At 50.3% G+C, this 20,111-nt stretch carries 19 protein-coding genes and 2 tRNA genes; 18 read left to right on the top strand and 3 right to left on the bottom strand.

Going from position 1 to position 20,111, the window contains the following annotated elements; all coding sequences use genetic code 11:
- Nucleotides 1-6: 6 nt before the first annotated feature.
- Together Pelsub_RS08710 and Pelsub_RS08705 are read left to right on the top strand one after the other, a co-directional pair.
- Entirely contained in the window at nt 7-897 is an 891-nt protein-coding gene (locus Pelsub_RS08710; RefSeq protein ID WP_116224119.1) for a homocysteine S-methyltransferase family protein, read from the top strand.
- A 9-nt stretch (nt 898-906) separates the two neighbouring features.
- Nucleotides 907-1,863, top strand: a complete 957-nt coding sequence (locus Pelsub_RS08705; protein ID WP_116224120.1) for a tRNA dihydrouridine synthase — start codon at nt 907-909, stop codon at nt 1,861-1,863.
- Between the two features lie 27 nt (nt 1,864-1,890).
- Here the strand turns inward: Pelsub_RS08705 and Pelsub_RS08700 are convergent, their stop codons facing one another.
- On the bottom strand, nt 1,891-2,616 hold the full coding sequence (locus Pelsub_RS08700) for a histidine phosphatase family protein (RefSeq protein ID WP_116224121.1): 726 nt from the start codon (nt 2,614-2,616) through the stop codon (nt 1,891-1,893).
- Between the two features lie 435 nt (nt 2,617-3,051).
- Here Pelsub_RS08700 and Pelsub_RS08695 point away from each other — a divergent pair.
- Both Pelsub_RS08695 and Pelsub_RS08690 read left to right on the top strand, forming a co-directional pair.
- Nucleotides 3,052-3,123 (top strand) — tRNA-Arg (locus Pelsub_RS08695).
- A 108-nt stretch (nt 3,124-3,231) separates the two neighbouring features.
- Nucleotides 3,232-3,927: a zinc metallopeptidase gene (locus tag Pelsub_RS08690; RefSeq protein ID WP_116224122.1), complete on the top strand. Its 696-nt coding sequence runs from the start codon at nt 3,232-3,234 to the stop codon at nt 3,925-3,927.
- A gap of 170 nt (nt 3,928-4,097) precedes the next feature.
- Here the strand turns inward: Pelsub_RS08690 and Pelsub_RS08685 are convergent, their stop codons facing one another.
- On the bottom strand, nt 4,098-5,294 hold the full coding sequence (locus Pelsub_RS08685) for a class I SAM-dependent rRNA methyltransferase (RefSeq protein WP_116224123.1): 1,197 nt from the start codon (nt 5,292-5,294) through the stop codon (nt 4,098-4,100).
- Nucleotides 5,291-7,312: an NAD-dependent DNA ligase LigA gene (gene ligA / locus Pelsub_RS08680; RefSeq protein WP_116225004.1), complete on the bottom strand. Its 2,022-nt coding sequence runs from the start codon at nt 7,310-7,312 to the stop codon at nt 5,291-5,293. The genes Pelsub_RS08685 and ligA overlap by 4 nt, the downstream gene beginning before the upstream one ends.
- 127 nt (nt 7,313-7,439) lie before the next feature.
- Here ligA and Pelsub_RS08675 point away from each other — a divergent pair, with 127 nt between their 5' ends.
- The 14 genes from Pelsub_RS08675 to Pelsub_RS08610 all read left to right on the top strand — a co-directional run bounded on the left by Pelsub_RS08675 (nt 7,440) and on the right by Pelsub_RS08610 (nt 20,052).
- A complete protein-coding gene (locus Pelsub_RS08675) occupies nt 7,440-7,805 on the top strand; it encodes a hypothetical protein (protein ID WP_116224124.1) in 366 nt (121 codons plus the stop codon).
- 40 nt (nt 7,806-7,845) lie between these two features.
- Complete coding sequence (locus Pelsub_RS08670; protein WP_116224125.1) at nt 7,846-9,567, top strand: hypothetical protein; 1,722 nt, start codon at nt 7,846-7,848, stop codon at nt 9,565-9,567.
- A gap of 22 nt (nt 9,568-9,589) precedes the next feature.
- Nucleotides 9,590-10,969 (top strand): radical SAM/SPASM domain-containing protein, encoded by a 1,380-nt coding sequence (locus Pelsub_RS08665; RefSeq protein ID WP_116224126.1) that lies wholly within the window; start codon nt 9,590-9,592, stop codon nt 10,967-10,969.
- 33 nt (nt 10,970-11,002) lie between these two features.
- On the top strand, nt 11,003-12,157 hold the full coding sequence (locus tag Pelsub_RS08660; RefSeq protein ID WP_116224127.1) for a PqqD family peptide modification chaperone: 1,155 nt from the start codon (nt 11,003-11,005) through the stop codon (nt 12,155-12,157).
- An 18-nt stretch (nt 12,158-12,175) separates the two neighbouring features.
- A complete protein-coding gene (locus tag Pelsub_RS08655) occupies nt 12,176-12,931 on the top strand; it encodes a class I SAM-dependent methyltransferase (RefSeq protein WP_116224128.1) in 756 nt (251 codons plus the stop codon).
- A gap of 45 nt (nt 12,932-12,976) precedes the next feature.
- A tRNA-Pro gene (locus tag Pelsub_RS08650) sits at nt 12,977-13,051 on the top strand.
- Nucleotides 13,052-13,296: 245 nt separating this feature from the next.
- Complete coding sequence (locus tag Pelsub_RS08645; RefSeq protein ID WP_116224129.1) at nt 13,297-15,996, top strand: LuxR C-terminal-related transcriptional regulator; 2,700 nt, start codon at nt 13,297-13,299, stop codon at nt 15,994-15,996.
- Nucleotides 15,997-16,146: 150 nt separating this feature from the next.
- Nucleotides 16,147-16,527 (top strand): hypothetical protein, encoded by a 381-nt coding sequence (locus tag Pelsub_RS08640; RefSeq protein ID WP_116224130.1) that lies wholly within the window; start codon nt 16,147-16,149, stop codon nt 16,525-16,527.
- Nucleotides 16,528-16,606: 79 nt separating this feature from the next.
- Nucleotides 16,607-17,401: a CPBP family intramembrane glutamic endopeptidase gene (locus Pelsub_RS08635; protein ID WP_116224131.1), complete on the top strand. Its 795-nt coding sequence runs from the start codon at nt 16,607-16,609 to the stop codon at nt 17,399-17,401.
- Nucleotides 17,402-17,413: 12 nt separating this feature from the next.
- Complete coding sequence (locus Pelsub_RS08630; RefSeq protein ID WP_116224132.1) at nt 17,414-18,235, top strand: 2-oxo acid dehydrogenase subunit E2; 822 nt, start codon at nt 17,414-17,416, stop codon at nt 18,233-18,235.
- Between the two features lie 5 nt (nt 18,236-18,240).
- Complete coding sequence (locus Pelsub_RS08625) at nt 18,241-18,450, top strand: hypothetical protein (protein WP_126440466.1); 210 nt, start codon at nt 18,241-18,243, stop codon at nt 18,448-18,450.
- Nucleotides 18,451-18,475: 25 nt separating this feature from the next.
- Entirely contained in the window at nt 18,476-18,886 is a 411-nt protein-coding gene (locus Pelsub_RS08620; RefSeq protein ID WP_116224134.1) for a pyridoxamine 5'-phosphate oxidase family protein, read from the top strand.
- 39 nt (nt 18,887-18,925) lie between these two features.
- Entirely contained in the window at nt 18,926-19,603 is a 678-nt protein-coding gene (locus Pelsub_RS08615; protein ID WP_116224135.1) for a hypothetical protein, read from the top strand.
- Nucleotides 19,604-19,653: 50 nt separating this feature from the next.
- A complete protein-coding gene (locus Pelsub_RS08610; protein ID WP_116224136.1) occupies nt 19,654-20,052 on the top strand; it encodes a hypothetical protein in 399 nt (132 codons plus the stop codon).
- The last annotated feature ends 59 nt before the right edge of the window (nt 20,053-20,111 follow it).

Raw genomic sequence — 20,111 nt, 5'->3', positions numbered from 1 at the left:
ATTGCCATGAAAAAAGAAGCCTTTTTGAAACTACTGGATGAGAAACGCTATCTGATCTCGGATGGCGCCACCGGCACCAACCTGATGCAGCGCGGCCTGCCGCAGGGCACCGCCGCGGAATACTGGGTACTCTCCAACCCGGACGGCATTTTGGGTTTGCACGACGATTTTCTGAAAGCCGGTTCGGATATCATCCTGACCTGCACCTTCGGCGCTTCCATGCCGCGGCTGGAAGCCAACGGACTGGCCAGCCATTTTCAGGCAGTCAATCAAGCTGCCGTCAGCCTGGCTAAAACCGCCGCCGAGAAAACCGGCGCGCTGGTAGGTGGTTCTCTGGGCCCGCTGGGGCAGATGCTCAAACCTTTGGGATTGTTGGATGAAGCCGATGCCCAACGGTTTTATCAGGAGCAGGCGGAACTGCTCAGCAAGGCCGGTGTGGATCTACTGATTATCGAAACCCAGTTTGATTTGGCCGAGGTTGGCGCCGCCGTGCGCGGTGTGCAGGCCGTCAGCGAACTGCCTTTAATTGTTTCCTTTTCCTTTGACCGCGGCACACGCACCATGATGGGTGTTTCGCCCAGCCAGTTCGCTAAACAAATGACCGGTCTGGGATTGACCTCTTTGGGTATCAACTGTGGCAAGAGCCTGGATGATAACCTTAACGCATTGAAAGAACTGGCGGACGCCACTGACCTGCCCATCTGGTTCAAGCCCAACGCCGGGCTGCCTCAATTAGATGAGGAAGGTCATCCGGTTTACGATGTCACCCCTGAAATCATGTCCTCCCGGGTACAAAGTTGGGTGGATGCCGGCGCGCGCATCATTGGCGGCTGCTGCGGCACTTCACCTGCGCACCTAAAGGCTATCGCCAACCAGGTCAAAACCCTGCGTTCTTAGTATCTTTTGATGGATAAGCAGCCCTCCCAGCCCGTTTTCCATATCGGGTCAATTCCTGTGCACGGCGACCTGATCCTGGCGCCTATGGACGGCATTTGCGACCAGCCTACCCGCGCGCTCTTCCGCGAAATGGGTTCGGCTGTCACTTACACCGAATTCATCAACGTAATGGATGTGCCCGCGCGCCTGAACAACCTCGATCGCCGCATTGCCTTTTCTCCAATGGAACGGCCGGTCGGTTTTCAGCTCTACGGCAGCCAGCCGGAGCAATTCCTCACGGCTGCCAAATTACTGCTAGCCGATCAACCCGATTTCTTTGATATCAACCTGGGCTGCTCCGTGCGGCGCGTGGCCGGGCGCGGCGCGGGCGCCGGGATGTTGGCCCAGCCGCAGCTCCTCGAGGAAACCTTTCACCTGTTGAAAGCCGAGATCGACATTCCCATCACCGCTAAGATTCGTATCGGGTACGACGAAGAGCATCGCAATTACCTGGAAGTAGCCGAATTGTTGGAAAAACACGGCGCGGCTGCGCTGGCTGTACACGGGCGCACCCGTAAACAGAATTGGTCTGTGCCCAGCGATTGGAGGCCCATCCGTGAGATCAAGCAGCGCGCGGGTATTCCGGTGATCGGCAACGGGGATATTACTTCGGTGGCAGAAATTGACAAAATGTTTTCCGAAACCGGCTGCGACGCCGTCATGATTGGACGCGCAGCGTTGGGTAATCCCTGGCTGTTTTCCCGTGTAGAGAAAACCGAATTACCAAAAGAGGAAATTCTGGCTGTAATTCAGCGCCATTGGAATGCGATGGCTGCCTTTTTTGGCGCGGAAAAAGCCTCTTTCACTTTCCGCAAACACCTGAAAGCTTACCTGGATTGCCCGCAGTTTGCTAATTTGGACTACAAACCCATTCTGAACAACCTGGAACCGGTTGAAGCACTTAAGGATGCGTTGAAAGACGCATAGAAATAGATTGGTTGTCGTTGGGGAAATTTATGAAACCAAATCGCTGGGGATGAAATTGTAACGGTTGCAGTACATAATATTGGCGCTGTCGTCCTCATATTGGATCAGCGTGACTGCCCCATTGAAGAGTTCGAACCAGACGTGTTCCGGCCGCGCCACACCCAAGACAGCGCTGAGGAAGTAGTTATAAAAACCCCCATGGCTGACCAGGATGATAGTATCGCCGCTGTGCCCGTGGCGTTCATGTAGGGTTTGCAGTACGCGCTGCGCGCGCAGGGTCGAATCTTCGCGCTTTTCAAATGGCCGGTTCCACCAGCCCATGTCATTCATTTCTTTAGGCAGGATCAGGTCAGGATAATTGCATTCGTAATAAGCGCGCGTTTTGCCGCTCTCGCCTAAAGGTTCTTCCGTCTCGGGATGGTGATTGTAGATGCCGCCGTTCTCATGAATATCCAGGTCGGCCATCAGCGGCAGGTTCAGTCGTTCCGCGATGATCTCGGCCGACTGCACCGAGCGTTCCATCAGGCTGCAAAACAGGTACACCACGCCGGATTCCATCGTGCAGCAGGAAGGGTCATTGGTCGCGCTGATATCGCCCGTCAGGCAAAAATCCAGGAACTGGGCGGTATAGGTCAGTTGGCGGCGGCCCAGGTCGGTGATCACCGGGTCGGCCATACGACCCTGGCGCGACTGTGTGCGCGCCCACAGGGCGTTGTTTTCCGATTGTCCGTGTCTGACGAAGAAGATACGCATTGTTTATCCTGTACAAAATCGCCCTTTATTGTACACGTATTTAATAAAAATATATGCGCAAATGTGTAAATTCTGGGTAAACGCCTATTTTAACCACAGATGAACACAGATATTTATAACCTTTTCTCTTAAATTTGATTCACACAGATAATCCGAATAATTCCTATTAGAGTAAATCATGAGTCTTTGACGGATTCCCCCTCGCTAGTCATCCTGAGTGCGAAGCATGAAAGATCTCGACTCGACTGGATTTAAAATCATCTAACCACAGATGGACATAGATAAACACAGATATTTAATAACTTAACTCTCTCCCTATTTCGACTTCGTCGAAATAGGGAGAGCCGGAGAGGGGCTGAACTTCACAGGTCAACATTCTCTATCTTGATAACACCAAACCAAATCCCCCTCCCCGTGGTAAAATCAGAAACGTGTGTCCCTGTAGCTCAGTGGATAGAGCGCTAGCCTCCGGAGCTAGAAGCGGGAGTTCGAGTCCCCCCAGGGACACTAATTATTTAACTTAATATTGATAGCTTTTTTATAAATTTATTACAACCAAATGCCCCGCCAATCGTATAATAATTGTGAAAATTAGGTAGAAAATAAGGAGTCAGAATGTACTTCGGTGGTTATGGTTTATATATCTTGATCAGTTTGCCCGCCCTGATTCTGGGCTTGTACGCCCAGGCCAAGGTCAAAGGGGCTTTCAATAAATATTCCAAAGTGCGCACCAGCAACGGTATGACCGGCGCGGAAGTCGCGCGTGCGGTGCTGGACGCCAAAGGCTTGCGGGACGTGCAGATCCAGCAAGTTCGCGGTAATTTAAGCGACAACTATGATCCGCGCACCAAGGTGCTCAACCTGAGCCAGTCCGTTTACGCCACGCCCAGCGTGGCCGCAGCCGGTGTGGCTGCGCATGAAGCCGGGCACGCCTTACAGCATGCCGACGGCTACGGCCCGCTCAAACTGCGCTCGCTGATGGTGCCCTCCGTGCAATTAGGCAGCTGGTTGGGCCCGATCATCTTCATGGTTGGGTGGTTCTTCAACAGCTCCAACCTGGCCCTGGTTGGCCTTATCCTGTTTGCCGCCACAGCCCTGTTCGCCCTGGTGACCATTCCGGTGGAAGTGGATGCCTCACGCCGTGCCAAGGAAATGCTTTCCACATCAGGTATCGTCTATCAAAGTGAGATGGCCGGTGTCAACAGTGTGTTGGATGCCGCCGCGCTGACCTATGTGGCCGGTGCCGTGCAGGCGCTCTCCACCCTGTTGTACTACGTTATGCTTTTCAGCGGTGGCCGCAGACGGAATTAATATCTCAATAGTCTAGTAAATTTAAGGGTACCCTTAGACAAGCTCAGGGTACCCTATTTTTTTATATTACATATTAAATTAAACAACATTCTAACAACAGATTTGACCCGGAAAACCAAGGTGTTAAAAAGACAGAGTTGCCTTCGACAGGCTCAGTCAACTCTGCTCATCTAATTAATTTGGCAGATCAACCCCTTAAGGTACTCCCCTTCCGGGAAGTTCAGGGCAATGGGATGGTCAGGCGCTTGCGAAAGTTGGCGCACGATCTGCGCCTCCACGCCTGCATCCAGAGCCGCGTCCGCTACGATCTTCTGGAACAGTGCGCGGTCCACGCCGCCCGAGCAGGAGAAAGTCGCCAGGATGCCGCCCGGATTGAGCAGCTTGAAGGCCAGGAGGTTGATGTCCTTGTAGCCGCGCGCGGCTGCCCGCACCTGGCCTACGGTAGGCGCGAATTTGGGCGGGTCCAGGATGATCAGGTCGAAGGATTCGCGCCGGTCGCGCATGGCGCGCAGTTCGTGAAAGACGTCCGCACACAACCATTCGGCTTTGTCCACCGGCAGCTCGTTCAATTCCAGGTTGCGTTTGCCCAGCTCCAGCACATCCGCTGAGGAGTCAATCGATACCACCTGGGAAGCGCCGTTGGCCAAACAGGAGACGGCAAAGCCGCCGGTGTATGAAAAGCAGTTCAGTACGCGCTTGTCTCTGGCATAAGCAGCCACAACTTGGCGGTTATCGCGCTGATCCAGGTAAAAGCCTGTCTTGTGTCCCTTTTGAATGTCTACGCCATATTTCAGGTCATTCTCAGTGACGATCACTTCGCCGGGGGGCGTTTCCCCCTTAAGCAGTCCGGTTATTTCCTGAAGCCCTTCCAGCGCGCGCACGTCCGCGTCCGAGCGTTCGTAGATATTGCCTAGTCCGGTGATCTCCGCCAGGGCATCCACAATAAGCGGCTTCCATTTCTCCGCGCCGGCCGTCAGAAATTGGGCAGTCAGCCAGTTGTCGTATTGGTCGACTACCAAACCGGGTAGTCCGTCTGATTCGGCGTGAATTAACCGTAATCCATTATTATGCGTATTAAATAAATTATTATGGACTCTTTTATAAATGGCTATGCGCATTTTATCAGTTAAAAATGAAGCCATATCGCTGCAATCTTCTTCCCCAAACGCCCACATGCGCGCACGGATGGACGACTGCGGGCTGTAAGCCGCGCAGCCCAATCGCTCTCCCTGCGCGGAAAACACGTCTACAGTATCGCCTAATCCCGGCTCACCCTCCACACTTCCCACTGCGCCAGAAAATACCCAGGGGTGGCGCCGCTTGAGCGACTTATCCCGCCCTGGTTTCAAAATCAGTTTATCTGTCATTCTTCTCTTTCTGCCAGGCTTTTAAGTTGGGCTTCTGTAAGGATGGTGACTCCCAGGTCTCGCGCTTTGTCCAATTTGGAGCCGGCGTTCTCACCCACCACGAGGTAATCGGTCTGTTTGCTGACGCTGTCGGATACTTTACCGCCGTGCTGGCTGATATAAACCTTTATATCCTCGCGTGTGAAATCCACCAGGCTGCCGGTCACCACGAATTTCTTACCGGCCAAAGTCTGCGGCGCGGTCTGCTCAGCCTCACTGCGCACCGGCCATACTCCGGCCGCTTTCAACTTACGGACCGTTTCCTGGTTTTTCTGAATAGAAAACCAATCTGTAATAGCCTTAGCCATGTTTGGTCCAAAACCTTCGATGGCTTCCAAGTCTGATGTACCGGCTTGCGCCAAAGCATCTAAATCGTCGAAGCGCCGTCCCAAATCCTCAGCCGCGATCTCACCGATGCCGCGGATACCCAGGGCTGTGATCAGCCGTCCCAGTGTCTGCGTTTTGGAAGCCTCAATGGCTTCCAGTAGATTATCGGCTTTCTTGTCTTTGAATCCTTCCAGCGCCAACAACGCATCGCGTTTCAGCATGTACAGGTCGGCCACATCGTTGACCAATCCGGCATCGACCAGCTGTTCCACAATCTTGATACCCAATCCGACAATGTCCATAGCTCCGCGCGAGACGTAATGCTCTATGTTGCGAATAATCTGCGCCGGGCAGGAGCTGTTGATGCAATACCAGGCCACCTCGCCCTCAATGTTCTCAACCGGTTGATGGCAAACCGGGCATTCTTTCGGCATTTCGTAAGGCTTCTCATCCCCGTTGCGCGCATCTGTGATTGGTCCGATGATGTAGGGAATCACTTCCCCGGCCCGTTTGACCAGTACGCGATCGCCCACGCGAATATCCTTCTCCTCAATATAATCAAAATTATGCAGCGTAGCCTGTTTGACTGTTACACCGCCGATTTCCACCGGTTCGAGGATGGCATAAGGGGTCAGCACGCCGGTGCGGCCCACGTTTACTCCGATATCGTTTAGTTTGGTAGTCACTTCCTGAGCCGGAAACTTCAGCGCAATGGATCCTCGCGGGTCTTTACCTACAAAGCCCAGTTCATCCGCCAAACGCAGGTCATCCAGCTTGATCACCACCCCATCGATATCGAAGGGAATTTTCTCGCGTTTCTCCAGCCAGCCTCGGGTGCAGGCTATCATTTCCTCCAGATTTTCACAGCGCTGCGAATAATCCGAAACCGGAAAGCCCAAACGTTTCAAATACTCCAGCGTCTCCCACTGCGAGTCCCTGGGGTTGTTAATCACGATGGCATAGCTGAGAATGGTCAGCGGACGTTGGGCCACCAGCGCCGAATCCAACTGCCGCAAAGAACCGGCCGCAGTGTTCCGCGGATTCTGATAAATCTTTTCGCCTTTTTCGGCCAGTTCCTGATTCAAGCGTTCGAAATCCTTCAGCATGATGAATGCTTCAGCGCGCACGACCAGTACTTCCGGTACTTCAACATCACCAGCTTCCACAGGTATTTTGAGCGGGATGGACAGGATGGTGCGTAGATTGGCAGTGATATCCTCGCCCACTTCCCCGTCCCCGCGTGTTGCGCCTTGTACGAACACGCCATTATGGTAATGCAGCACCACTGTCAGGCCGTCGATTTTGGGTTCCAGCACAAAGCTGCTCTGGCGTACGCGTTCGTCTATTTTGGCTATACGCTCATACCAGGTACGGATGTCGTCTTCGGAAAAGGCGTTCGCCAGGCTCAGGATGGGCGCCGGATGGCGCACTTTCTCAAAACGTTCAGCCGGTGGTGCCCCGCTGCGTTGTGTGGGTGAATCCGGTGTAATCCAGTCCGGATGAAGCGCTTCTATGGCACGCAGACTGAGCAATAACTGATCGAATTCATAATCACTGATGACCGGATCATCCATCACGTGATAGCGGTAATTGTGATAATGGATATCCTTCTTAAGCTGTTCATAATCGGGAAATGTGTAATTTTCATCCATGCTTTGAATTATAGCAATCTTTGCTTTATTCAAGCCGCTCGAAAACTTCTCACAATCTTTTCCGTATATAATAAAAGTTGAACTGTGTTTGTAATCAAAACTTTATTACTCATTTCTCGGAGGCATTATGAAATTTGGCAAAATCACCCTGTTTGTATTGGCTGCTTTCGCTTTGGTTTTTTCTTTCATCCTATTCCTGGGTTCTTTCAGCCAGACCGGTACATCAATTCCAGTGTGGTTTTCCATTATCCTGGCCGGAATCGGCTTTATTATGATTTTCTTCGCCACGCGCGCTGAACCACCCGCGGAAACCGGCCAAAATGTTACCGTGAATATCGATCTACCCGGTCAGGTTGGCATGGATACAATTAAGTGCAAATCCTGCGGCGGCGTGCTTTCTGAAAAAGACATTAAACTGGTGGCAGGCGCCCCGGTGGTTACCTGCCCCTTCTGCGGCACTACTTATCAGCTCTCCGAAGAGCCCAAGTGGTAGCCCGTTTTCTATAATTATTTATTTCATCAAGGGAGAGTTCATGAAAAAGAATCGAGTTACCAGCATTTTCGTTGCATTGTTGATGCTGTTGACCTTCATTCAACCCGTTCTTGCGCAGGATTATTATTTCGAGGTTCCCGAAGAACAGGTGGATGTGTTCATCGAGACCGACGGTACGATTACTATTGAGTATTACTATAAATTCCAAAACGCCGGCAGCGCCCACGTCATTGACTTTGTTGATATCGGGATGCCCGGCAACAGCACCTACCAGCTTAGTGATATCACCGCCAATGTGGACGGTAAAACTATCACTGATATAACCTATTCGGATTACGTGGATGGCATCGCCCTGGGTCTGGGCGCTAATGCCATTCCTGCCGGTGGCAGCGGTGTGGTGTATATGCGTGCGGAAAACGTCGGCAACTTGTTCTACTTTGCCAGCGAAAATGAGAGCGAGGATTACGCCTCAATCAATTTCCAACCCAGCTATTTCGGTTCGGATTATGTCAGCGGCAATACCAGCCTAACGTTCAATTTCCATCTGCCCCCGGGTCTGACCGACCAGGAACCGCGCTGGATCAACCCCAAGGGCTGGCCGGGCGATGACACCCCTGCTTCAGCTTTTGATTCTGAAGACCGTGTTCTCTACCAATGGGCTTCCACTTCCGCGTCGCCCGATGGCCGTTATACATTCGGCGTCACTTTTCCGGCGCGTGTGATTCCCACCAGCGCCATCAACACCGAGCAAACTGTGACTTACAATCCCAGCCAGGTATGGGGTACGGTCATTCCGATATTGTGCTGCACCGGTATTTTCGGTATCTTCGGCCTGATCATCGCGCTGGCAGTAAAAAGCGCCAAGAAGCGCCGTTTGAAGTACCTGCCTCCCAAGATCGCCATTGAAGGCCACGGTATCAAACGCGGCCTGACCTCCGTGGAAGCGGCTATTCTGATGGAACAGCCTATGGATAAGATTTTGACGATGATCCTGTTCGCGGTGGTCAAGAAAGAAGCTGCCGAGGTGACCAATCGTGATCCGCTGGAATTAAAGGTGGAAGAGACACTGCCGGAAGATCTGCGCGATTACGAAAAGGCTTTCCTGGAAGCTTTCAAAGAGAAAAACGCGGCTGCGCGCCGCAAGGCTCTGCAAGCCATGATGGTTGCATTGGTAAAGACCGTGGGCGAGAAAATGAAAGGTTTCAGCAGCAAAGAAACCGTGGCTTACTATGAAGAGATCATCAAGAAAGCCTGGCAGCAGGTTGAAGAAGCCGAGACGCCCGAAGTTCGTGCTGAAAAATACTCCGATGCGGCCGATTGGACCATTCTGGATAAAGATTACGAGACTCGTACCCGCCGTACTTTCGGTACCGGGCCGGTCTTCATGCCCTATTGGTGGTGGCGCACCGATCCGACCATCGGTTCGGCTGGCCGCAGCATGGGTGGTTCCGTGGCAAAAGGCACTTCCGCGCCCTCCGGCGGCAATCAATCCAGGACCATTACGCTGCCCAACCTGCCTGGTTCCAACGCCGCGGCATCCGTAATCGGCACCGTGCAAGCCTTCTCGGCCGGGGTGGTCGGCAACCTGACCTCCTTCACCGGCGGCATTACCGACAAAACCAATCCTGTACCGGTACAGACCTCCAGCACTTTCCGCTCCAGCGGTGGGCGCGGCAGCGGCATGGGCGGCGGCGGCCATTCCTGCGCTTGTGCCTGTGCCTGTGCCGGGTGCGCCTGTGCTTGTGCCGGCGGCGGACGCTAACCAAGGTCATTGGAAGGCTTTTATGGCCGAATTATCCAAAAAGCGTTTATTGTTTTCAAACAAAAATACATTGCCGGGGATCAAGCCCGGCAATTTCACCTACCTGCGCCAATCCGGCCAGTCTAAGAAACGCATCCATTTGCGCGTCGAAGCGGACGGCAGCGCTGTCCTGTTGGTGAATGCCAACCGTATCTATCATTTCAATTCCAGCGCCGCGTTGATGGCGCATCTGCTGTTGGACGAAGTATCGGACGAGCAAGCTATCAAACGTGTCACGCAGGTTTTTCCGGTCAAGCGCGATCAGGCCGCTGCAGATTATCAGGCCTTCAAGGCTACCTTTCATCCAATAATTTCACCTGAGGATGATCCCTGCCCGATTTGCGATTTAAACCTGGAAATTCTGGAGCCCTTCTCGCGCCAGCCTTCCGCTCCTTACCGCATGGATCTGGCGCTCACTTATCGCTGCAACAACCACTGCCTGCACTGCTATAACGAAGCTTCTCGCGCCCAAAAGGAATTCAGCACCGACCAATGGCTGGCTGTTTTGGATAAAGTTTGGGAGCTGGGCATCCCGCATGTGGTTTTCACCGGCGGTGAACCTACTTTAATTCCCGACCTTCCCAAGCTGGTCGCCCATGCGGAGAGATTGGGGCTGATCACCGGCTTGAACACTAACGGACGCAAGCTGTCTGATACAGATTTTCTGCAATCATTGGTAGACGCTGGTCTGGACCATGTGCAGATCACCCTGGAATCGCATGATGCAGCCATTCATAACAAAATTGTATCTGCTCCCAAAGCTTGGGATGAAACAGTAGCAGGCATCCGTGCCGCCCTGGGCACGCGCCTGTTCGTCATGACCAATACCACCCTGCTGCGCAGCAACAGCCCTTATCTGGCTGATACGTTGGCATTTTTGGCTGAATTGGGTTTGCCCACCATCGGCTTGAATGGCTTAATCCATTCCGGACGCGGGGCTGCCAACCCCGAAGCGCTGCTCGAAAGCGAACTGGCCGATTTATTGGAGATTGCCAAAGCGCACGTCGAGACCAGCGGACAACGCCTGATCTGGTACACCCCCACACAGTACTGCCATTTCAACCCGGTGGACAGCGGTCTGGGTGTCAAGGGCTGCACCGCCGCCAGCTACAATATGTGTATCGAGCCGGACGGCAGCGTGCTGCCCTGCCAGTCATATTACGAATCGCTGGGCAACTTCCTGTCCGACCCCTGGCCTTCCATTTGGAACAGCGACCTGGCGCTCACCATTCGCGAGCGCCGCTACACGCCTGAAAGCTGCCGCGTATGTGACCTGCTTTCTTCCTGCGGCGGCGGCTGCCCGCTTTATATCCAGCAAAACCCGCAGGCCGTGTCTGATCCGGTCATAGACCTGCCATTTTAGAAACTAACTGTGCGAATAGATTGAGGAGGAAACATGTTCAAGAAAATCGAGGATTTTTTCGACAGCTTCTACACCCGGGCGGAAACCATCCCGGCCGGGATTTACCTTTATCAGGCGCCGCCCGATGCGGAACTGCCTTATAAGCTGCACCTGCGTGTGGAAAGCGACGGCAGCGGTATCCTCATCTTGAATGCCAGCACCGTACTGCACCTCAACCAAACCGCAGCGGAATATACCTATTATCTGATTAAGGGCATGGAAAAATCTGCTATCGCCGATACGGTTTCCCAGCGCTACAGCATTCCACGCGAGACCGCCGAGCAGGATTTGGTGGAATTTATGGATAAGATCGACGCGCTGGTCAACAGCCAGGATCTTGATCCGGTCACCTTCCTGGATATGGAACGTGTGGCGCCTTATTCACAAAAATTATCCGCGCCTTACCGCCTGGATTGCGCCCTGACCTATCGCGTGTCCGACGGTACGGATGCGTCTGTAGCCCCCACCGAACGCGTCAGCCGCGAACTCAGCACAGCCGAGTGGCAGACCGTCATGAAGAACGCCTGGCAAGCCGGCATTCCGCACATCATCTTTACCGGCGGCGAGCCCACCCTGCGCGATGATCTGCCCGAATTGATCACTTACGCCGAGGAACTTGGCCTGGTCAGCGGCCTGCTCAGCGACGGCTATAAATTGGCGGCTAAGAAATATTCCCTCGATCTGCTGGAAAAAGGACTTGACCATATCCTCTTGCTGGCCAATCCGGACGACAAGCGCTTTTGGAGTGCCCTCAAGGTTTTGATGCCTCTGGATATCGCAGTGACTGTGCATATCACCCTGACAGCCAATAACTGCGCTGGTTTCCCGGCCCTGCTGGATAAGCTCGCCAAAGCGGACGTGGTTTCGGTTTCCCTGAGCGTTGCGGAAGAATCCTTGTCGGATGAATTGCAGAAAGCCGGCGAACAGGCGGCCGCCCTGGGTATGTCTCAGGTGTGGGACCTGCCCGTGCCGTATTCCGCCAGTCATCCGGTGGCGTTTGAATTGGCTGACCAGAAAACTCCCCAGGGCGCTGGCAAAGCCTGGTTGTACGTGGAACCGGACGGCGACGTGCTGCCCGCGCAGGGCGTCAACAAGGTGCTTGGCAACCTGCTGACCGACCCGTGGGAGAAGATCTGGAAACGGCATTGAAATCCCTTTGAGGTTTTGATGACCCCGTCCGCTGACAGGGCCTTTTGGCAAGCCCGTTACCGCCAGCAAGTTGGCTGGACGGCTGATCTGCGCCGCTATGCGCTGGCAGCCGGCGGACTGTCTGCGGATGCCCGACTGTTGGAAGTCGGCTGCGGTTATGGCGCCTTGCTGGAAGGTCTGCTTACGGACGGGTACAAGCGCCTGACCGGTCTTGACTTCGACTTTCCCGCCCTGCAAATCATACCCGCGCCAACGGACAAATTGTGCGCTGATGGATTGCACCTGCCCTTCCCGCCGGCATCCTTCGACGCCTGCCTGTGCCATTTCTACCTTTTATGGGCCCACAATCCCATGCATGCCCTGCAGGAGATGAAGCGTGTCGTGCGCCCAGGCGGCTGGCTATTTACGCTGGCCGAGCCGGATTACGGCGCGCGCCTGGACGAACCTGCCGAGCTGGCTCCTTTGGGCGAACTGCAAACCCGCGCGTTGTTAAAACAGGGCGCGCACCCCTTCATCGGCGCGCACCTGTCTGCGCTCTTTCACAGCATCGGCCTGACCAATCTGGAATGCGGGAAGCTGTTTTTGGCGCCCAAACCCGGCTTGTTCAGCGCTGAGGAGGAAGACGAGTGGCAGGTGCTGGCAGCGGATCTGCGGGAGATGCTCAGTCCGGCTGAGCTGGATCGTTGGGAAAAGCTGGAAGATGAAGCCCGTCGAGCCGGCACACGGCGACTGCATGTACCGGTTCATTACGCAATTGGCAAAATTCCCCTATGAATTTTCTTGCGATTTAAAAGATAATGATATAATAACGGTCGTCCTCGGGGCGTGGCGCAGACCGGCTAGCGCGCTTGCATGGGGTGCAAGAGGTCGGAGGTTCAAATCCTCTCGCCCCGACTGGAAAAAATGACTTGCTAATTAGCAAGTCTTTTTTTATATTTTCCAGCCTAAACGTTAATAAGCATAAATTTTCTGGATTCCTATACATAGATATTGTGATTTATTAAGTTCAAGTAGTTATTGATGTTAAATAATCAATGGGAGAAATTGCTACATGCAATTCATTTTTTCTCCCTGAAGTTAAGGTTCGTAATTTCATTTTTTTGTATAATAAATTATTACTACTTCTTGTTTTTGAATAGATGAACAAAATCTTGGATACGCCTATTCTGGCCACAAAGTTCTACGTACCTCCACTCAGGCAGGATTTTCTCCCGCGGGAACGTCTTCTGAAGCGATTGAATGAAAGTCAGAATTATCCGTTGACTTTGATCTCGGCTTCGGCGGGATCAGGCAAGACTACCCTATTGAGTGAATGGGTTGCTGCTTCCGAATCACCGATCGTCTGGATTTCTCTCGACTCGGATGACAATGATCCCCGCCAATTCCTTACATACCTGTTTGCGGCAATTGGAGAAATCGATAAAGGTATAGTTGAAAATCCATCCAGTTCCTTGAAAGCATCTGCATTTGAATCTCTGGACCCAATTCTGGCGGAATTAATCAATAATGTTGCCGGGAACCGAGATCAGCTTACCGTTGTTCTGGATGATTTTCATACAATAACCGATGAAAATACCAATAGATTAGTCGTTTTTCTGGTCGATCATATCCCGCAAAATATGCACCTCATCATTTCCACCCGAATTGATCCGTCCTGGCCGCTTGCACGCTACCGGGTTGGGCACCGATTACTTGAAATTCGCGGTCACCACTTGCGTTTTACCGAGAGTGAAGTATCAAGTTTTTTCCAACAAATTTTAAATAAAGAACTTACCCCAACGGAAATCAAGGCGATTGCACAGCGCACTGAAGGCTGGGTAGCAGGGCTTCATCTGGCAGCCCTTTCCATGAAAAATCAGGCAGACCTGGCAGATTTCATCAACGATTTCACCGGCAGCCACCAGTTTGTCGCAGAATACCTGGTTGAAGAAATCCTGGAAAAAACCGATCCTGTTTTACAGAATTTTCTATTAAAAACCTCTATTCTTGAAAGGTTCAATGCAAGATTATGTGAAGCTGTGGTCGGATGCGGAGATGCGCACGAAGTTCTGAAATCTCTCTCCCATCAAAATGCCTTTCTTATTCCACTCGATGATCATAAAGAATACTTCCGCTATCACCATCTGTTTTCTGATCTGCTCCAGGCCCGTTTCTCTCAAACCGCTTCAATAAATGAAGTGATTGACGCACATAACAAAGCTGCTGTTTGGCTTGAAGAAAATGATCAGATAATAGATGCCGTCCACCATTTTCTTTTAGGAAAGAATTTTCAAAGAGCCGCTCAACTGGTGGATGAATTTGGGCTAAAGATGATCTTCTCTGATCGCCAGAATCTTTTAAAATCCTGGCTGGATGCTTTGCCTGAAGATTTTTTTTCAACGCTCCCAAGGTTAGAAGTATTCCGGCTGCTAATTGAATTGATTAAAGGGACTTTGGATATGTCCGAAAGTACTCTTGAGGATAAGGAGAAATTGATCAATTCCCTCCCGCCTTCGCCTGAAAATGACCGATTGAAACGCAGGGCGCTTGTTCATCTCTCTATGTTCCTGGCTTTTCAAAATACAGGCAAAGCGATTCAGATTGCAAACGAAGCACAAAAAGTGATATCTGATGAGGATGATTTATTAAAAGCCTATCTTTATTCAGTCTTTTATCGTACATATGGGATGATCGGAGACGTCGATCGTGCAGCTGACGCCTACAAAGAAAGTCTTCGCTTATCAGAAAAATCCGGCCGGTTAGGTATGATTGCCAACACGACAATGATTCGAACCTATGATCTCTGCCAATATGGCCGTCTGGATGAGGCGTCATATTATTGTGAAAGAATTATCCAGGCCGGTGATGGAAAAAGTGATTTTTACCCCGCGGGCCCGTGCCTGATTGGTTTGGCAGGCGTCTGCCTGGAAAGGGATCAGATTGAATTGGCAGAACAGTATCTCCGGAGAGGGCTGGAAATTTGCCAAAAAGGCGCCCTTCAAGGCCTTTTTACCGGGACTGTGCAGAGTATCCGGTTACGCCAGGCAAAAGGAGATTTTTCCGGCGCTCTAAAAGAGTATCGGGAATTTGAAAAGAACTTCCAGCGTAGGGAATTCACTCAAATGACCCGTAAAGTTTCTGTTCTTTTATCTGCTGGTGAATTTAATGAAGCCTACGCCTTGGTCCCAGAGATCGAAAACCTTCTTGGCGGCAGTTCTTTTTCGATACAACTACCTTTGATCGCTGTAGAAGTCTACAAATTATGCCTGGCCCGAATTAAGATCGTCCAAAGCCTTTTTGAAGAAGTCAGTGATCTGCTCGATGAAATTGAGGTGACCGTCGCGCGCGATGGCCGCTTGGGTCGTTTGATGGAAGTCAACATGCTGCGAGGAATTAACCTCTATAAAAAAGGCGGTATGACGATTTCAGAACCCATCATCACCTCAATATTGAAAGCTTTGGAGATAGGCGAACAGTCTGGCTATGTCCGTTTGCTGGTGGAAGAAGGTCAGGTCATACGACCGTTATTAAATGAGATTTTCACCAGGCGGGATGTTTCTCCGAAAATAAAGCATTATGCCTCCAGACTCCTGGCGTCGCTTGGCGAATCTTCCGGGTTGAAAGAGGAAAGGCAGGATTTTCCTGTAAACGGATTGATCGAGCAATTAACGCCGAGAGAGCTGGACGTTCTAGCATTGCTGGCATCCGGTAGAACCAACCAGGAAATCGCAGCAGATCTGGTGATAACCATCCGGACTGTAAAAAAACATGCCAGCAATATTTACTCGAAACTTAATGCAGCCAACCGCACGCAGGCTGTCATAATTGCGCGAGAGAAGGGACTCCTTCCGGATTTATAGACTGCCTATTATTTATACACAATGACATAAGGTGTACTTTCGTACACCTTTCTTTTTATAAATTGCTGCCGGAAGATACACCCTCTGTCCACTGTAAGTTCATTAGTTTTTTCTTATATTTATTACGAACCATAAAAAAAGGAGAAAATAATGAACGTTATTTCAACCACAAAGATTGTTGCGGCGGGCGTTTTGGGAGTTTTTACACTCATCTCAGGTGTGATTGTAACTGGTGCAGGAAGACCATTAAACTCGCTCTATTTCAATGTCCATAAGATTATCGCCGTGGTAATGATCGTACTCCTTGCAGCGGTCACAGTTCAGCTGATCAAAGCAGGATATGCGTTATCAATGCTTCAAGTCCTCGTAATCGCTGCGGCTGCGGCCCTTTTTCTGGCGCTGGTAGCTACGGGTGGAATGCTCAGCTTTGAACGAAGTTGGCCGGCTGTAGTTCTACGGATTCATCAGATTGCCTCATTATTATCACTTGGATTTTCAGCAGCCGGGATCTATCTACTGGCAGCAGCTTGAATTTGCCAAAGGCAAATTTATCAAATGAACCGGGATCAAGTTTGTAATCTCAATTCCCGGTTCACTTGAAGGAGAAATAATGGAAGAAAAGAATCCCGAAAAGTTGAGAGTTCCCCAAATGAACTGGGTAAGCTTGGCAGCGTTCATCCTGGTCCCGTTAGCCTGGTGGCTGCTATTACTATATGTTGTAACTCCCCTTTTGATGCCTTATATGACAACTGCTGAAGGTGAAATCAACGGGTATGCTTTGAATCTGATCTCGCTGTCCGGCTACTTGTTCGAATTTTTGCTGGCCGTGTTGATCCTGAAGCGCGAAGGGGGGTTATTTAACTGGCATTTTCTGAAAGCACGGCTTTCGTTGAAGTTGGGTGGTTGGAAAGCCTGGGGATTGTTTGTACTTCTCTTTATCCTGGCATTTGCAGCCACATTTCCACTCATTAAACTCAGCCCCAAAATTGCTTCGTTGCTACCACCGCCGGTTTGGTTCCCTGCTTCCCAAAATCCTTTGAAAGAGGTGAATAGCATTTCAGATGCCTATCCCGGTGTAGTTTTTGAGCATAATTATGTTTTCCTTCTGCTCGTGTCGTTCACGGCTTTGATGAATATTTTTGTGGAAGATATTTACTATCGCGGCGTTTTAATCCCCAAACTGAATGGACTTTTTGGCCGCCTATCATGGGTGGCAGGCGGGCTGATCTTCATGCTCAAGCATTTGTATGTGTGGTGGCGTTGTCTTGAGGTATTACCTTTGGCGTTTACCGGCGCTTTTTTTGCCGGACCGCTGGGCAGCCTGTGGTTTACCATGCTGGCTCATTTTCTGGGAAATTACGGGATGTCGCTGCCGTTATTAATTAAATCAGTCTTATTTGGATGAGAGGGAAAATCGATGGGTAATCCTTCTAAAAATAAACCTATTCAATTCCACAAGGAGCCTTTCTCACTAAGGCGGAAGATGGTGACGGCTTCAGCCTCCGCCGGCCGAGGTCAGAATAATATTCATGCCATCTTCGAGGTGGACATATCGAAGCCGCGGCGCTTCATGAAACAGCATCAAGAAAAAACGGGGGAGAAGCTTTCACTGACTGCCTTTGTCATCACCTGCCTCTCCCGCGCGGTGGTTCTTCACCCCAAAATGAATTCATTCCGCCGCGGTAACCAATTGATCATTCTGGAAAATGTGACTATCAGCGCTATGGTTGAGCGAAATATCAAAGGGGAAAGCATCCCCGAGCCCTTTGGCGTTGGCTTTGCACAGGATAAAAGCTATATTCAGATACACAACCAGATTCGTGAGATACAGGCAAAAACGGATGTTGAATTTGGTGGGTTTTCGGGTACTGGCTGGGTTAAATTCATACCAGGGTTTCTCTACAACCTTTTCATCAAAATCGCATCGCGTAATTTAAATATGATGGACAGATATGGAGCAGTAGCCGTAACGGCGTTCGGCATGTTCGCAAATGAAGGCGTCGCCTTCATTCCGTTGGTCAGCGCAACGGTGGGTGTAACAGTCGGAAGCATAATCAATCGGGTTGTGGAAATAGGAGGAAAGTTCGAAATGCATGAACACCTGTGCCTGACCGCTTCATTTAATCATGATATCGTGGATGGCGCTCCCGCGGCCCGATTCGTAAAGGATTTCGCCGGCTTTCTACAAAGCGACCAGCTGCTGAGAGAATCCTTCGGCATTTCAACAGGGGTAGATTAAGAGCCATGATGAATGAATCGTTTGTATATGAGATTGTTGTTGAAAATGAAATTCCCGAGAAATGGTCGGATTGGCTGGAGGGGATGAGCATAGAAAAAAAGCCGGGCAGGTCTACATCACTCACCGGCAGACTAACCGACCAGGCGGCTCTGTTAGGTATCTTAATCCGGCTGCATGATTTTAACCTCACGATTGTTTCAGTAATTAGAAAATAGAAAAGATAAATAATTAAGGAGAAGAATGGATAGACAACAAGTAATTGAATATATCAAGGATGTGAAATTTGGTTATCTAGCCACGATAGGGTTGGATAATACACCAAGTGTCAGGCCGATGGGAATCCACACCGTTTATAGTAATCAATTGTATTTCTTTACCATGAAAAATTCACCAAAAGTTATGGAAATCAATAACAAACCTGTCGCCGAAATTGTCTGGGCGAAGCATGATGAACAATCTCAATTGAGAATCAAAGGGAATATTGAACCAGTGAATGATGAGGATATCCAACAGCAATTTATCAAAGATAACCCGATCATCGATTTGATCTTGCCCAAGGATGCGCAGCGTCTCATCGATATTTATCGGCTTAAACCTGAAAGGATTTTCTTCTCCCCTGGTTTGGTGCCTTACGAAGAAATCCCTTGGTAAAGAATTTTTACCAATGATTAATAAAAAAGGATAATTCAAATGAACAAAAACTTTACCGGGACACAGTCTGGTTTATTTAAGGATTGGTCTGCCACCCGTACGATTGCCACGACAGTTGGTGTATTCTTTGGCTTGTTCTCAAGTATTAACCACGGCATTTTTGAGATATTACAAGGCAACAATCCAACAGACAACTTATTGATTAATGCGATCGGCCCCATGCAAAGATTTTGGGCTGAAGGGACCGAACCTGCGTTCACAATATTGCCTAATTATCTACTCACGGGTATAGCGGCAGTCCTGGTTGGGATTGCGATCATCCTATGGTCAATCTCGTATCTGCCCACAAAACATGGCCGAAGGATTTATCTAGCTCTGTTTATCCTAAGCTTCTTGGTTGGGGGTGGTATTGGCCAGGCATTCTTCTTCATTCCTGCATGGGCCTTTGCTACCAGAATGGATAAACCCTTAAATGGATGGAAAAAGCTATTGCCGCAGCGTAGCTGGCTTTTCCTGGCACATCTTTGGAGATTCACGCTGCCGATGGCTGTAATCCTGATGCTAATTGGATTGGAAATGGCGATATTTGGCTATTTCCCGGGGAATTTGAGTATTGAGGAGTTAATGAACACGAACATGATTTTCGTATTTGGATCTGCAATCATGTTTGTAATCTCTTTTGTTGCCGGTTTTGGGCAGGAGCTGTTAAGCCGTTAAAATATAGGTTCGGTAAGTGCAGGTAGAAATTCACTGGAAGGAGAGATCGCATGATCAGAAATCTAATTGGCATTTTTCTTGTGCTGCACGGACTGGTCCACGTTCTTTATTTTGGGCAAAGCGCTCGATACTTTGAACTTCAACCCGGGATGGATTGGCCTGATTACTCCTGGGCATTCTCAAACATTTTAGGAATGGATACCAACCGTAAGCTGGCTGGAATCTCACTGATACTGGCAGCTCTTCTGTTTGTGGTTGGTGGAGCGGGGCTGCTTTTCAAACAAGTTTGGTGGCGTCCTATTATCATTGCTGGTTCAATTTTTTCAACATTAATCTTCTTTCTATTCTGGAATGGACGCTTTGAACATCTCGACAATAGTGGATGGATAGGCATTCTGATTAATTTGGTTCTCTTGGCAGCGCTGTATCTAAAATGGCTAACAATATAATCAAAAGAAATTAAAATCGATGGTCAGATTAGTGAATGAGTGGACTCCTACGTTCTTGA

The sequence above is a fragment of the Pelolinea submarina genome (assembly GCF_003966975.1).
Taxonomy (GTDB): Bacteria; Chloroflexota; Anaerolineae; order Anaerolineales; family Anaerolineaceae; genus Pelolinea; species Pelolinea submarina.
This window is presented reverse-complemented; position numbering and strand designations above follow the sequence as displayed.